The sequence below is a fragment of the Amycolatopsis sp. TNS106 genome (genome assembly GCF_019330265.1).
Lineage (GTDB): Bacteria > Actinomycetota > Actinomycetes > Mycobacteriales > Pseudonocardiaceae > Amycolatopsis > Amycolatopsis lurida.
The window spans coordinates 8,379,697-8,394,366 of the sequence record NZ_CP024972.1 but is presented as its reverse complement, the minus strand read 5'-3'; the positions used below and the strand labels follow the sequence as shown (position 1 = coordinate 8,394,366).

Sequence of the window (14,670 nt, the reverse complement as noted above, 5' to 3'; positions counted from 1 at the left end):
ATCGCACGTCCAGGGGTATTTCTAGCGCCTCTTCGTTGTTCGGTGTCACGGCGATCCCACCGAACAACAACGCCGAACAACGAATCGGCCGTGGTCACGGGCACGGAGGCCGGTAATCGAGCCCCGGCAGGTGTTGTTCCCACTCGCCTGCCGTGATCCGCGGGTACACCGTCGCGCAGATGCGTTCGGCCGCCCGTTCGGGACTGGTCTCCCACAACCGCACGCTGCCGTCCGCGACCGAGCCCGCGAGGGTGTGGCCGTCCGGGGCGAACGCCACGGCGTTGACCCGGTCGACGTCGTCGGTCAGGTTCGCCGATTCGCGGACCGATCCCGGATCGGAGACGTCCCATAGTCGCACGGACCGGTCGTAGCTGCCGGTCGCGAGAGTCTTCCCGTCCCCGCTGAAGGCGACCGAGATGACGTTGTCGGTGTGCCCGGCCAGCAGCGCCGCCTCCCGCGGGGCCGCCGGATTCGTCACGTCCCACAGCCGGCCGGTGCGATCGGCGCTGCCGGTCGCGGCGAGTTTGCCGTCCGGGCTGTAGGCGACCGAGAACACCGTGTCGGAGTGTCCCTTCAGCACCGACAGCGGTTTCGGCGCCTTCGCCATCGAAACGTCCCACAGCCGGGCGGTGTGGTCCCATCCGCCGCTGAGCAGGGTGCGGCCGTCGGGGCCGAACGCGAGCGAATGGACGTCGTCCTCGTGCCCGGTGAGGGTCGCGAGTTCGACCGGCCGCCGGATGTCGGCGACGTCCCACAGCTTCACGGTGTGCCCGCTGCCCGCGGTCGCGAGCGTCCGGCCGTCCGGGCTGAACGCGACCGGGTCGATTTCGTTCTCCGGGCGGTAGAAGACGCCCGCGTCGACCGGCTTGCGCGGATCGGTGACGTCGATCAGCCGCATGGTGTGGTCCCAGGAGCCGGCGGCGAGCGTCCGCCCGTCCGGACTGAACGCGAGACCGCAGACGCCCTGGCCGAAGCCCGCGACCTTGCCCACCTCACGCGGGTTCCGGGTGTCGGAGACGTCGACCAGGCGCACCACGCCGTCCTGGCTGCCGGTGGCCAGCAGCTTCCCGTCGGAGCTGAAGACCGCGCGGCAGGCCGACCTCGCCGGACCGCTGATCGCGGGACCCGGCAGATCCCACATCCGCACCGTCTGGTCGTCGCTCGCGGTCACGAGGGTGCGGCCGTCCGGGGAGAAGACCGCCCAGACCACGGCCGCGGTATGCCCGACGAGCGCGGGTTTCTCGCGCGGTTTCGCCGGATCGGTCACGTCCCACAGCCGGGCGGCGCGGTCGAAACCGGTCGTGGCCAGCGTCGTCCCGTCCGGACTGAACGCCACGGACCGCACGATGGTCTTGTGCGCGGCCGTCGTCCCCAGCGGCGACGGCGCCATCGGGTCGGCGACGTTCCACAGGCGCGCGGTCTGGTCGATGCTCGCGGTGGCGAGCGTCCGGCCGTCCGGGCTGAACGTCGCGGAGTGGACCCCGGCGGTGTGCCCGCTCACCACGCCGAGGGGCTTGGCCTTGAGCGGGTCGGCGACGTCCCACAACCGTGCGGTCTTGTCGGCGCCGGTCGAGACGAGCGTCCGCCCGTCGGGGGCGTAGGCGAGACCGTTGACGTTGCCGGTGTGCCCGGGGAGAGTGGCCGCCAGCACCGGTTTCGCGGGATCGCGGACGTCGAACAGGCGCACCGTGCCGTCGCCGTCCGAGGTCGCGAGCACCGCCGCCTTCGGGCTGAACGCCACCGCGTTGACCCGGCTGGGATGCTCCCCGACCAGGACGCCCGGCCCGGGTTTCGCCGGATCGGCGACGTTCCAGAGCCGCGCGGTCTTGTCCCAGCCCGCCGTCGCGACCGTGGTGCCGTCGGCGCTGAAGGACACCGAGTTGACGTTCTCGGTGTGCCCGGAGAGCGTGGCCAGCTCGTTCGGGCGATGAGGATCCCTGATGTCCCACAGCTTGGCCGTGTGGTCCCAGCTGCCGGTGACCATCACCTGTCCGTCGCCGCGCAGGGCGGTCGCGTTGACGCGGTGGCCGTGCCCGCGGACCCGGGTCGAGTACGGCGACTCGAACATCCCGAGCACGCTGCCGCGGGTGTCCACACTCGGATCGACGCGGTACGCCGCCAGCGCGAGTTGCGCGGCCAGTGCCGGATTCGTCGTCCGCATCTCGATGGCCTGCCCGGCGACCTTCTGCGCGAGCGCGCTGTTGCGCTGGCTGGTGGCGGTCTGCTCGGCACGGACGGCGTACGCCATCGCGGCCGTCGCCAGCACCAGCAGGACGGCCAGGAGCGCGACCAGCTGACGCAGCCTCCGGGTGCGGCGCCGGGCGACGGCCTGCTCGTGGTTCTCGATCGCGGCACTCGCGTCGAGGAACCGGCGTTCACGCTGGGAAAGCGCGCTGTCGTGCTCCGCCGCCCACTCCCTGGCGATGGCCAGCCGCGCGCCGCGGTAGAGCCAGCCGTCGTCGCGGCCGACGGATTCCCAGGCGTCGGTCGCCTCGGTGAGCTGGCGGTGCACGCGCAGGCCTTCACGGTCCTCGGCCAGCCATTCGCGCAGGCGCGGCCAGCCCCGGATCAGCGCCTCGTGCGCGATCTCGATGCCGTTGTCGTCGAGCGTGACCAGCCGCGAAGACGCCAGCCTGTCCAGCACGACGGCGACGTCCGGGTCGTCGGCGTCCACCTCGTCGCGGGTGATGCGGCGTTTGGTGTCCTCGGTGCCTTCACCGAGCGCGGTCATCCGCAGGAAGATCTGGTTCGCGAGCCGCTGCTGGTGTTCGGTCAGCGCGGTGAAGGTGTGCTCGGAGGTCTGCGCGACCGAGCGTTCGATCCCGCCGGTGGACTCGTAGCCGGTGAGGGTGAGGGTGTTGCCGTGGCGGCGGCGCCAGGTCTCCAGCAGCGCGTGCGAGAGCAGCGGCAGCACGCCGGGCTGCCCGGTCGCGTCGGCGACGAGCCGCGAGACCAGCGCGTTCTCGACGCGGTATCCGGCGTCGATCGCCGGCCGCGAGATGGCCTGCCTCAGCTCCTCGGTGCTCATCGGGCCGACGAGGATCTGCGCGTCCTGCATGGCCTCGACCAGCTCGGGATGCCGTGCGCAATGGGTGTAGAAGTCGGTGCGGATACCGAGGACGACCCTGGTCCGGCTCTCCGGCCCGGTGGTCGCGGTGACCAGCGCGGACAGGAAGGCCGCCCGTTCGTCGGCGTCCTGGCAGAGGGTGAAGACCTCCTCGAACTGGTCGACGACCAGCACGACGTCGCCATCGCGGTCGGCGACCAGCTGACGGGCGGCGAGGCCGAGGTTGCGCGGATGCTCGGTGAACTCGGCGAGCAGCCCTCCGGGCGGGAGCCCGAGGGCGGCGCCGAACTGGACGGCGCACTCCTGGAGCGGCCGCGATCCGGGGGTCATCAGCAGCGTGACGGAGGTCTCGGCCAGCGCCGGGAGGAGACCTGCCCGGAGCAAGGACGACTTACCCGAACCCGAAGCCCCGAGAACGGCCAAGAATCGTTGGCCCGAAAGTCTCGTGACGAGTTTTCCGACAAGTCGTTCGCGACCGAAGAATCGGCTCGCGTCATCCGGCCCGAATGCGGTCAGACCGATATAAGGGGCGGATTCCCCATTCGACGGGGCAACCGGTGAATCATTGACTCCGGCGCGCGTCCGCTCGGTCACGTCGTGCCATCGCGCCTCCCACTCGTCCTCGGGGCCGTCGCACGCCCGGACATAGGCCAACGTGACCGCCAAGCTGGGCATCTTCTTCCCGCCGGCGGCTTCGGAGAGGGTGCCCGCGGAGTAGTGGGCGCGCCTGCCCAGCTCCCGGTACGTCGGATTTCCGGCCTTCTCCCGCAGCCGCCGGAGATCGGCGGCGAACCCCAGCAACGGATCGTCCCCGGGGTCCAGCGGTCGTTCCGGACGCGGCACCTTTAATCCTTTCTTTTCAGTGGTTTTCCCAAGCTCGCATTAGGGGGCAACCGTACCGTGGAAACGGGGGAACTCCGGCGAGTACCGGGTACATCGAGCCGGTTAATTTCGATCGATCGACAGGCACGGGAAGGGATCGGGGCCCGGTGGCGTTGTACCGACGCGTGACCTCTTTGCCTGACATCCCGCTGTCCGTGCTCGACCTCGCGCCCGTCGTGGCGGGAGGCGGCGTCGCGGATTCACTGCGGAACACCCTCGACCTCGCGCGCCGGACCGAAGCCCTCGGCTACCACCGGTACTGGCTCGCCGAGCACCACAACATGCCCGGTATCGCGAGCTCCGCGACCGCCGTGATGATCGGCCAGGTCGCGGCCGCCACCGAACGCATCCGGGTCGGCTCCGGCGGGGTCATGCTGCCGAACCACGCGCCGCTGGTGGTGGCCGAGCAGTTCGGCACCCTGGAGGCGTTCCACCCCGGCCGGATCGACCTCGGCATCGGGCGCGCCCCGGGCACCGACCAGCGGACCTCGCTCGCGCTGCGCGGCCCCGGCGGGCTCACCGCGGAGAACTTCCCGCAGCAGTTCGCGGAACTGCTGGCCTACTTCGAGCACTCCGACCAGCGCGCCGTCAACGCCGTGACCGCCGAAGGCAACAAGCCGCCGGTGTGGCTGCTCGGGTCGAGCGGCTTCAGCGCGCGGATGGCGGGCGAACTGGGCCTGCCGTTCTCGTTCGCGCACCACTTCAGCGCCGAGAACACGCTTCCCGCCGTGGCGCTCTACCGCGATTCGTTCAAACCGTCGGACGTCCTCGACGAGCCGTACGTGATGCTCGGCGTCTCCGTGGTGGCCGCCGAGACCGACGAACGGGCCCAGTACCTCGCCGCCCCCAGCGGCCTGACGTTCCTCAGCCTGCGCAAGGGCCGCCCGATCCCGCTGCCGACGCCGGAGGAGGCCGCGGCCTACCCGTACACCGACATCGAGCGCGTGTTCATCGAGGACCGCGCCGCGAGCAGCATCATCGGTTCGCCCGAGACGGTCCACAAGGGACTCGAGACCCTGCTGGCCGACACGGGCGCGAACGAGCTGATGATCACGACCATGGTGCACGACCAGGCGGACCGGGTGCGGTCGTACGAACTGGTGTCCGAACTGGCGCACTGAGGCTCGCCCTGACGCCAGGTCCGTTCCGTGAAGGCCTCCTTGAGGGACTCTGGGTCCCTCAAGGAGGCCTTCACGGACAAACGGCACGCGGGCGGCGGCCCCGCGCCACGAATGGACCAACGCGGCACCGGACACGAAAGAACCGACAAGACCCCCGCCCGCCTTTGTCACAAAAGAACAAGAATTCTCCGGTTACCAGGACGTGACGTCTTGATCACACCGAAGTTCTTGTCACCAGGCGGGCGCGTGATTAGCGTACCGACCAGTAGCAAACAGCACGGTAACACCCCGTTGACACTGTTCAACGATTCCGTTCCGCCATTCGGAGCAAAGGAATTGCGCAAGCTGGGGTGTATTCGCCGTGCCCGGAAAACGGGAGGGTCGGCGTGGGCGTCCGGACTAACGCACCCTCATTCCCCGGCGCGGGGGCGATCCGGGAGACCGGCAGGCTCTACTCACTCGGCCTCGACGTCGTCCGCCTGACCTTCCGGCGGCCCTTCCAAGCGCGCGAGCTGATCCAGCAGTTCTGGTTCATCGCGAGTGTGTCGATCCTGCCGACGGCGCTGGTCGCGATCCCGTTCGGTGCGGTGATCGCGCTGCACATCGGTTCGCTGACCGCGCAGATCGGCGCGCAGTCCTTCACCGGCGCGGCCAGTGTGCTGGCGATCATCCAGCAGGCCAGCCCGATCGTGACCGCGTTGCTGATCGCGGGCGCCGGCGGCTCGGCGATGTGCGCGGACCTCGGCTCCCGCACGATCCGCGAGGAGATCGACGCGATGGAGGTGCTCGGGGTCTCCCCGATCCAGCGCCTGATCGTGCCGAGGGTGCTCGCCGCGATGGGTGTCGCCGCATTCCTCAATGGAATGGTCAGCGTGGTCGGCGTCCTCGGCGGCTATTTCTTCAACGTCATCATGCAGAATGGGACACCGGGTGCGTATCTGGCCAGTTTCTCCGCGCTCGCGCAGCTTCCGGACCTCTGGATCAGTGAGCTCAAGGCGGTCATCTTCGGTTTCGTCGCGGCGATCGTCGCCTCTTATCGCGGGCTCAATCCGAAAGGCGGCCCGAAAGGCGTCGGTGACGCGGTGAACCAATCCGTGGTGATCACGTTCCTGCTCCTGTTCCTGTTGAACCTCGTGCTGACGACGCTTTACCTGCAGCTCGTCCCGGCGAAGGGCAGCTGATGGTCACGACGACACCGCCCCCTACAAGCACCCGGGCGACGCGGGTCCGCGAAGCCGTCGATCGCCGGTTCGGGTTCCTGGACACCCTCGGCGACCAGATCCTCTTCTTCCTCAAGGCACTCGCCTGGGTGCCGCGCGCGGTGCGGCGCTACCTGCGCGAGATCACCCGCCTGCTGGCCGAAGTCAGCTTCGGCAGCGGCGCGCTCGCGGTCATCGGCGGCACGATCGGCGTGATGATCGGGATGACCGTGTTCACCGGCACGGTCGTCGGGCTCCAGGGGTATTCAGCGCTCAACCAGGTCGGCACGTCGGCGTTCGCCGGGTTCGTCTCCGCGTACTTCAACACCCGCGAGATCGCGCCGCTCGTGGCCGGGCTGGCGTTGTCGGCCACCGTCGGCTGCGGTTTCACCGCGCAGCTGGGCGCCATGCGGATCTCCGAGGAGATCGACGCGCTGGAAGTGATGGGCATCCCCAGCGTCCCGTACCTGGTGACCACGCGCATCATCGCGGGGTTCCTCGCGGTCATCCCGCTGTACGCGATCGGCCTGCTGACCTCGTACCTCGCGTCACGCCAGATCACCGTCTGGTTCTACGGCCAGTCCGCGGGCACCTACGACCACTACTTCCTGCTCTTCCTGCCACCGGGTGACGTGCTCTGGTCGTTCGGCAAGGTGCTGGTGTTCAGCGTCGTGATCGTGCTCGCCCACTGCTACTACGGCTTCCGCGCGAGCGGCGGCCCGGCGGGCGTCGGCGTCGCCGTCGGCCGCGGGGTGCGGACCGCGATCGTGGCGGTCAGCGTGCTGGATTTCTTCCTCAGCCTCGCGATCTGGGGCGCGACCACGACGGTGCAGGTGGCCGGATGAGCCGGCGCGGGCTGCGCAAAGCCGGGGTCAGGACGGCCGGGGTGCTGTTCCTGGTGGTGATGTCCGCCCTCGTGCTGCTGTCGATCAAGATCTACCGGAAGGATTTCGTCGAATCCGTGCCGGTGACCCTGCAGGCGGACCGCGTCGGCAACCAGCTGCGCACGGGCGGGCAGGTCAAGGCCCGTGGCGTGGTGGTCGGCGAGATCCGTGACGTCCGCGCGACACCGGGAGGCGCGGAGATCGACCTGGCCATGGAGCCCGGCAAGGTCTCGAAACTGCCCAAGAACGTGTCCGCGCTGCTCGTGCCGAAGACGCTGTTCGGCGAGCGGTACGTGCAGCTGTCCATTCCGGACGGTTCGACCGCGGGACCGCTGGCCTCCGGTGACGTGATCAGCCAGGATCGTTCGGCGAACGCGATCGAGCTGGAGCGGGTCTTCGACAATCTGCTGCCGCTGCTCAAGGCCGTGCAACCGCAGAAGCTCGCGACCACGCTGACCACCGTCGCCACCGCGCTGGAAGGCCGCGGCGACCAGATCGGCGACACGCTCGCCACCGCGGCCGCCTATCTGAAGGACTTCAACCCGAACCTGCCGAAGCTGAACGACAACATCCGTGACCTCGCCACGGTTTCGAAGCTGTACGGCGACATCGCGCCGGATCTGCTCGACGCGCTGAGCGCCTCGGCAGTCACGCTCGACACGGTCAAGGAGAAGCGGGCCGAACTGGCGTCGGTGTACCAGCAGGTGACCTCGTCCTCCCAGCAGGTCACGACGTTCCTCGCCAACAACCGCGCCAACATCATCGCGCTCGCCGCCGACAGCCGCGCGCCGCTGGAGATCGGCGCGAAGTACTCGCCCAGTTTCGCCTGCACGCTGGACGCGCTCGCCAAGCTGAAGCCGCAGATGGATCAGGTGCTGGGTGCCGGCACGGACGAACCCGGCCTGCACGCGGAGATCACCATCTCGCAGCCCAGGGGCAAATACGTGCCCGGCAGGGACGATCCGGTCCACGACGCCACCGGCGAACCGCGCTGCTACCCGACGAACGGCCTGATGAGCCAAGGGATCGTGGCGACCGGCGAGCAGACCGCGGCGCTCCCTGGCGCGCAGGGCGACCTCGGCCTGGCGAACTCGCCGCAGGAACGGGAGCTGATCTCCACGCTGGTCGCGCCGTCCATCGGCGTCCCGGCGGCGCAGGTCCCCGCCTGGGGCAGCGTGCTCGTCGGGCCGCTCTACCGGGGCACGGAGGTGACCCTGCGATGAGGAACTTCGTGAGCCCGCTGATCAAAGGGCTGATCTTCGTCGTCGTCACGACACTGGCGACGGTGCTGCTGGCGGTGTCCATCACCAACACCGGCCTCGGTGACACGAAGACCTACAGCGCCAAATTCCTCGACGCCACGTCGCTCAACGTCGGCGACGACGTCCGGATCTCCGGGGTGCGGGTCGGCCAGATCGAGCAACTCGAGATCGCCGACCACAGCCTGGCCCGCGTCCGGTTCTCCCTCGACTCCCAGCGCAGGCTGCCCGCCGACGTGACCGCGGTGATCAAGTACCGCAACATGGTCGGCCAGCGCTACATCGCGCTCGAACGAGGCAAGGGCACCCCCGAACTCCTGGAGCCCGGCGCGGAGATCCCGCTGGAGCGCACGACGCCCGCGCTGGATCTCACGGAACTGTTCAACGGCTTCAAACCGCTGTTCCAGGCGTTGTCCCCCAAGGACGTCAACCAGCTCTCCGGCGAGATCGTCCAGGTGCTGCAGGGCGAGGGCGGCACGGTGGAAAGCCTGCTGGCGCACACCGGTTCGCTGACCACCACGCTCGCCGGCCGCGACAAGGTGATCGGCGACGTGATCACGAATCTGGACACGGTGCTCAAGAGCATCAACGGCAAGGGCGACGCACTGTCCACTCTGGTCTCCACGCTGAAGGAACTGGTGGCAGGGCTCGCGGGTGACCGCACCGAGATCGGGGAAGCCGTCTCGGGGCTCGCGGACCTCACCACCGCCACGGCCGGCCTGCTCGAACAGGGCAGGAAACCGCTCAAGGACAGTATCGAGGGACTCGGCCTGCTGGCCGGTCAGCTGACGACCGACGAGGGCAAGGCCGAAGTCGACCGCGTCCTGACGGTGCTCCCTGGGAAGCTGAACGACCTCGGCCGGATCGGCTCCTATGGATCGTGGATGAACTTCTACCTGTGCTCGTCCGTCCTGCAGACCAAACCTCCGCGCGGGGTCCCGGCGACGGCGGAGAGGTGCACGTCGTGAAACCCTTCAAGGAACGGAACCCGATCGTCGTCGGGATCGTCGGCAGCGCCGTCGCGGCCGCGCTGCTGACCGCGACGCTCAACTACGAGAACCTGCCGATCATCGGCTCCGGGACCACCTACCAGGCCGAATTCTCCGAAGCGGCCGGGTTGCAGGAGGACGACGAAGTCCGTATCGCCGGCATCAAGGTCGGCGTGGTGAGCGACGTCCGGCTCGCCGAAGACCACGTGGTGGTGAGCTTCCGGGTCAAGGACGCCTGGATCGGCGACCGGACCGCCGCCGAGATCAAGATCAAGACCCTGCTGGGCCGGAAATTCCTCGCCCTGCGCCCGACCGGCGAGACGGTGCAGAACCCGAAGCAGCTCATCCCGCGCACCAGGACCGTGACACCGTACGACGTCACGGAGGCGTTCAACGGGCTGGCCGACACCGCGGGCGCCATCGACACCGATCAGCTCGCGGAGAGCTTCACCACGCTCAGCGACACGTTCAAGAACTCGCCCGCGCACATCAAGAAGGCGCTCGAAGGGCTGACATCACTGTCGAAGACCGTGTCGTCCAGGGACAACGAGCTCGCCAGCCTGCTGTCCAACGCGCACGGCCTCACCACGACCCTCGCTAACTCGAACGACGACTTCGCCAAACTCCTCTCGGACGGCAACCTGCTGCTGACCGAACTGGACCACCGGCGGCAGGCGATCCACGATCTGCTGACCGGCTCGCAGGAACTCGCCACCCAGCTTTCGGGACTGGTGAAGGACAACAAGGACCAGCTCGGCAACGCGCTCGGACAGCTCGGCGAGGTGACCGACATCCTGCAGCGGCAGAACGACAACCTCGCCAAAAGCCTCGAGCTGGCCGCGCCGTACTTCCGGGTGGTGAACAACTCGGTCGGCAACGGCCGCTGGGTGGACGGCTACCTGTGCGGGCTCATCCCGGAGAACCGGGATCCCTGCACCGCGCCGATTCCGGGAGGTGGCCGGTGATCAGCAGATTCGTCACCCTCGCGCTCGTGCTCGCGCTGGCCGTCGTGGGCGGGCTCTGGTGGATCTTCTCCGGCAGCGGGCTCGACCGCGTCACCGTGTACTTCTCGCGCGCCGTCGGCGTCTACAGCGGATCGGACGTGCGGGTGCTCGGCGTCCGCGTCGGCCAGGTCGAATCGGTGGCCCCGGAAGGGGAACGCGTCAAGGTCGTGCTGACCGTCGACGGGTCGACGCCGATCGCCGCCGACACGAACGTCCTGGTCGTGGCGCCGAGCGTGGTGGCCGACCGCTACGTCCAGTTCACCAAGCTCACCCGCGCCGGGAACCGGCTCGACGACGGCGCGGTGATCCCGGTCGAGCGCACCGGGACGCCGGTGGAACTCGACCAGCTCTACTCCAGCCTCGACACCCTCGCCAAGGCGCTCGGCCCCAACGGCGCGAACGCCGACGGCGCGCTTTCCGAGTTGCTGCGCACCGGCGCGAAGAACCTCCAGGGCAACGGCAAGCCGTTCAACGAGTCGGTGCGCAACTTCGCCGACCTCGCCAGGACCCTGTCCGGGAACTCGCAGAACCTGTTCGCCACCGTCGACGAGCTGCAGCGGTTCACCTCGATGCTGGCGACCAACGATCGGAACGTCAGCGAGGTCAACAAGCAGCTCGCGTCGGTGACCGGCACGCTCGCGCAGAACAAGGACGAGCTCGCCCGCGCGCTCAACGGCCTCGGCGGCGCGCTGGCGGAGATCCAGCAGTTCATCAAGGACAACCGTGCGCTGATCAAGTCCAATGTGGACAAGCTCGCGGTGACCACCGGGACGCTGGTCGACAAACGCGCGGCACTCGCCGAAACCCTCGATACGATCCCGCTGGCGGTGACGAACGTGCTCGAAGCCGTCGACCCGAAGACCGGCAAGCTGCAAACCCGCGGCAACCTGCTCGAATACGCCCCGCTCCCGCTGCCCGTCGCCGGCGCCACCTACACCGGGGGGCGCTGATGGCCACGAACCGGGCGATCGCCGTACTCGCCGCGTGCTGTGTCGCGCTCACCGCCTGTTCCTCGGATTTCAAGGGCGTCTACGACCTGCCGCTGCCCGGCGGCGCGGACATCGGCGACCATCCGTACCGGGTGACCGTGCAGTTCGCCGACGTCCTCGACCTGGTCCCGCAGGCCGCGGTGAAGGTCGGCGACGTCCCGGTCGGCCGGGTCGAGACGATCAAGCTCGGCGAAGACGGCTGGACGGCCGAGACCGTCCTGGCGGTCAACGGCGACGTCCACCTGCCCGCCAACGCCATCGCGCGGTTGCGGCAGTCCAGCCTGCTCGGCGAGAAGTTCATCGAACTCGCCCCGAGCGCGGCGAAGTCCGAGGGCAGGCTCGGCGAGGGCGCGGTGATCCCGGTCGCGAGCACGAACCGCAACCCCGAGTTCGAAGAGGTTTTCGGCGCGCTGTCCCTGCTGCTCAACGGCGGCGGGATCGGCCAGTTGCAGACCATCAACCGGGAGCTGTCGAAGGTGATGGACGGCAACGAGGAGGAGATCCGCTCCTTCCTGTCCACTGTGGAACAGCTGGTGTCCAACCTGGACACGCACCGCTCCGACATCACCTCCGCACTCGACGGGCTCAACCAGCTCTCGACCACACTGGCGAACCGGAAGAAGCAGGTCGAGGGCGCACTCACCGACCTCACCCCCGGCCTCCAGAGCCTTGCCGACCAGCGCACCCAGCTCGTCTCGATGTTGCAGGCGCTGGACCGGCTCTCCGGGGTCGGCGTCGACGTGATCGAGAAGAGCCGTGCCGACCTCGTCGCGGACCTCACCGCGCTCGCGCCGATCCTCAAGCGGCTGGCCGACGCCGGCGAGGCCTTGCCCAAGTCCCTGGAGATCCTGCCGACGTTCCCGTTCACCGACGCCGTCCGCGGCGGCATCAAGGGTGACTACCTGAACGTCTACGCCTCGGTCATCCCCGCGCCGGGCGTCGAACTCCCGCCGCCCGGCGAAGGTGTCCCGCCGGGGCTCCCGACCTTGCCGCTGCCGTCCTCCGGAGGTAGCTGATGCTCACCACCCGTGTCCGGATCCAGGTGATCGCGTTCGTCATCCTCGCGCTGGCGACGACGGCGTTCGTCGGAGCCAGCTACGCGGGGCTCGACCGGCTCTTCGGGGCGGGCGGGTACACCGTGAAGCTCGCGCTGACCGACGGCGGGGGCCTGTTCACCAACGGCGAGGTGACCTATCGCGGCGTCGCCGTCGGCCGGGTCGGCGAACTGCGGCTCACCGACGGCGGGATGGAAGCGGATCTGCTGATCGACGACGACGCGCCCCCGATCCCCGCGAACTCGCGTGCCGTCGTGGCGAACCGGTCCGCGGTGGGCGAGCAGTTCGTCGACCTCCAGCCGCGGACCGGCGACGGACCGTACCTCGCCGAGGGTTCGGTCATCCCGCGCGAGGCGACGGCCGTTCCGCTGCCGGTGCAGCATCTGCTGACCGACCTGGACTCGCTGACCGCGTCCGTGCCGACCGAGGACCTGCGGACCGTGGTCGACGAACTCGACAACGCCCTGCGCGGTTCCGGCGCAAACCTCCAGGTGCTGCTGGACTCCACCACCGACTTCACGAAACAGGCCGCGGACCACCTGCCGCAGACGGAGAAGCTGATCACCGACGGCTCGACCGTGCTGAAGACCCAGGTCGACTCGTCGCAGGCGTGGCGGCAGTTCAGCGGCAACGCCAAGCAGTTCGCCGAGCAGCTGTCCCGTTCGGACGGTGACCTGCGGCGGCTGATCGCGACCGCACCCGACGCGGCGACCCAGCTCTCCGGGCTGTTGCGGGACAACGAGCCGGGCCTGCCGATCCTGCTGGCGAACCTGCTCACCACGTCGCAGGTGTTCTCCGCCCGCACCGACGGCCTCCGGCAGCTGCTGATCAACACCCCGAAGGCGGTGTCCGCGGTCGACGCCGCCGTCGACGGGGGTTCCGTGAGGACCGAGCTGGTCCTGACCTTCTTCGATCCCATGCCCTGTACCAAGGGCTACGGGGGTACGACGGTCCGCAGCAGCGCGGAAGTCTCGGCGCTGCCGTTCAACACCGGTGCCGCGTGCACGCTCGACAAGGGCAACGCGAGTTCGGTCCGAGGCTCGCAGAACGCGCCGAAGGGCGGGGTCCCGCCCGCCGCGATCCCCGGCGGCTTCGGCGCCGACGGCCAGCCGACGTCCACCAGCCTCGAGGAGATGTTGTGGCTGCGCAACTGAAGATCGCGATCGCCGTGTTCGCCGCGGCCTGCGCGTTCGCGGGCTGGGCCGGGTACACCTGGTTCACCGCGACGGGTTCCGAGGCCGTCGCCTACGGGAACTCGCGCGACGAAGCGCTGAAGTCCGGGCGCGAACTCGTCGCCCGGCTCACCAGCCTCGACCACCACCGCGTCGACCAGGGCATCGCCGACTGGCTCGCCGCGTCCACCGGCCCGCTGCGCGATCAGCTGGGCAAGGCCGACGACGCGACGAAACGGACGCTCACCAAGGACGCGACCGTCTCGACGGGCAAGGTGCTCGACGCGGCGATCAGCGAACTGGACGACCACGCGGGAACGGCCAAGATGCTGGCGTCGGTGGAGATCACGATGGCGAAGGAGGGCGCGGCGCCGACGACGAAGCGCAACCGGTTCGCCGCCGGGCTGACCAGGACGGACGAGGGCTGGAAGCTCAGCGCGCTCGACCAGCTGCCGGTGGGTGCGCGATGACCGCCACGGCCGACACCGAACCCGAAGCCGAAGTCGAAGCCGTTGTCGAGAAGGCGCCGCGCCAGCCGAAGCCGCCGCTGATCCTGCTGGTCGCGGCGGCCGTGCTGGTGGCGGCAGGGGTCTGGTTCACGGTGGAGGCGAGGTCGATCGCGGCGGCGCCGTCGGCGGCCAACACCGCGCTCACCGACGTCGGCGCGACCGCCGAGGTGAACTCCGCGGTGACCGTGGCGCTCGACAAGATCTTCTCCTATTCCTACGACCGGACCGACGCCACCGAAAAGGCGGCCGCGTCGGTGCTCAGAGGCAAGGCACTGGAGTCGTACAACCAGTTGTTCGCCCAAGTCCGGGAAAAGGCCCCTGCGCAGAAACTGGTACTCACCACCCGCGTCTCCTCCTCCGCCGTCCAGGAACTCGGCGACGGTAAAGCGAGGCTGCTGGTATTCCTCGATCAAGCGGCCACCCGGGCCGACAACAATTCTTCGACAACGGCCGCGGCCCAGCTTTCGATCACCGCGGAACGCGAAGGCGACAACTGGGTCATCACCGATCTCGTCCCCCGATGATCCCTCATTCGTCCGC

At 69.0% G+C, this 14,670-nt stretch carries 12 protein-coding genes; 11 read left to right on the top strand and 1 reads right to left on the bottom strand.

What is annotated here, in order from left to right; translation table 11 throughout:
* Positions 1-94: 94 nt before the first annotated feature.
* A complete protein-coding gene (locus CVV72_RS38955; RefSeq protein WP_219154405.1) occupies positions 95-3,889 on the bottom strand; it encodes a hypothetical protein in 3,795 nt (1,264 codons plus the stop codon).
* 185 nt (positions 3,890-4,074) lie between these two features.
* Between CVV72_RS38955 and CVV72_RS38950 the strand changes: the two genes are divergently transcribed.
* From CVV72_RS38950 to CVV72_RS38900, 11 genes are all read left to right on the top strand, one after another.
* Entirely contained in the window at positions 4,075-5,070 is a 996-nt protein-coding gene (locus CVV72_RS38950) for an LLM class flavin-dependent oxidoreductase (protein ID WP_219154403.1), read from the top strand.
* 386 nt (positions 5,071-5,456) lie between these two features.
* Positions 5,457-6,251, top strand: coding sequence for an ABC transporter permease (locus tag CVV72_RS38945; protein WP_034320454.1), 795 nt, complete (start codon positions 5,457-5,459; stop codon positions 6,249-6,251).
* On the top strand, positions 6,251-7,114 hold the full coding sequence (locus CVV72_RS38940; protein WP_034320451.1) for an ABC transporter permease: 864 nt from the start codon (positions 6,251-6,253) through the stop codon (positions 7,112-7,114). The genes CVV72_RS38945 and CVV72_RS38940 overlap by 1 nt, the downstream gene beginning before the upstream one ends.
* Positions 7,111-8,376, top strand: coding sequence for an MCE family protein (locus tag CVV72_RS38935; protein ID WP_219149557.1), 1,266 nt, complete (start codon positions 7,111-7,113; stop codon positions 8,374-8,376). The genes CVV72_RS38940 and CVV72_RS38935 overlap by 4 nt, the downstream gene beginning before the upstream one ends.
* On the top strand, positions 8,373-9,380 hold the full coding sequence (locus tag CVV72_RS38930; RefSeq protein WP_219149555.1) for an MCE family protein: 1,008 nt from the start codon (positions 8,373-8,375) through the stop codon (positions 9,378-9,380). Before CVV72_RS38935 ends, CVV72_RS38930 begins: the two co-directional genes overlap by 4 nt.
* A complete protein-coding gene (locus CVV72_RS38925; RefSeq protein ID WP_219149553.1) occupies positions 9,377-10,366 on the top strand; it encodes an MCE family protein in 990 nt (329 codons plus the stop codon). Before CVV72_RS38930 ends, CVV72_RS38925 begins: the two co-directional genes overlap by 4 nt.
* Positions 10,363-11,355, top strand: a complete 993-nt coding sequence (locus tag CVV72_RS38920) for an MCE family protein (RefSeq protein WP_219149551.1) — start codon at positions 10,363-10,365, stop codon at positions 11,353-11,355. Before CVV72_RS38925 ends, CVV72_RS38920 begins: the two co-directional genes overlap by 4 nt.
* Complete coding sequence (locus CVV72_RS38915; RefSeq protein WP_219149549.1) at positions 11,355-12,410, top strand: MCE family protein; 1,056 nt, start codon at positions 11,355-11,357, stop codon at positions 12,408-12,410. Before CVV72_RS38920 ends, CVV72_RS38915 begins: the two co-directional genes overlap by 1 nt.
* Positions 12,410-13,603 (top strand): MCE family protein, encoded by a 1,194-nt coding sequence (locus CVV72_RS38910; protein WP_219149547.1) that lies wholly within the window; start codon positions 12,410-12,412, stop codon positions 13,601-13,603. The genes CVV72_RS38915 and CVV72_RS38910 overlap by 1 nt, the downstream gene beginning before the upstream one ends.
* Complete coding sequence (locus CVV72_RS38905) at positions 13,588-14,091, top strand: hypothetical protein (protein WP_126733560.1); 504 nt, start codon at positions 13,588-13,590, stop codon at positions 14,089-14,091. The genes CVV72_RS38910 and CVV72_RS38905 overlap by 16 nt, the downstream gene beginning before the upstream one ends.
* Positions 14,088-14,654 carry a hypothetical protein gene (locus CVV72_RS38900; RefSeq protein WP_219149545.1) on the top strand — a complete coding sequence of 189 codons (567 nt, stop codon included), beginning with the start codon at positions 14,088-14,090 and terminating at the stop codon, positions 14,652-14,654. Before CVV72_RS38905 ends, CVV72_RS38900 begins: the two co-directional genes overlap by 4 nt.
* Positions 14,655-14,670: the final 16 nt, after the last annotated feature.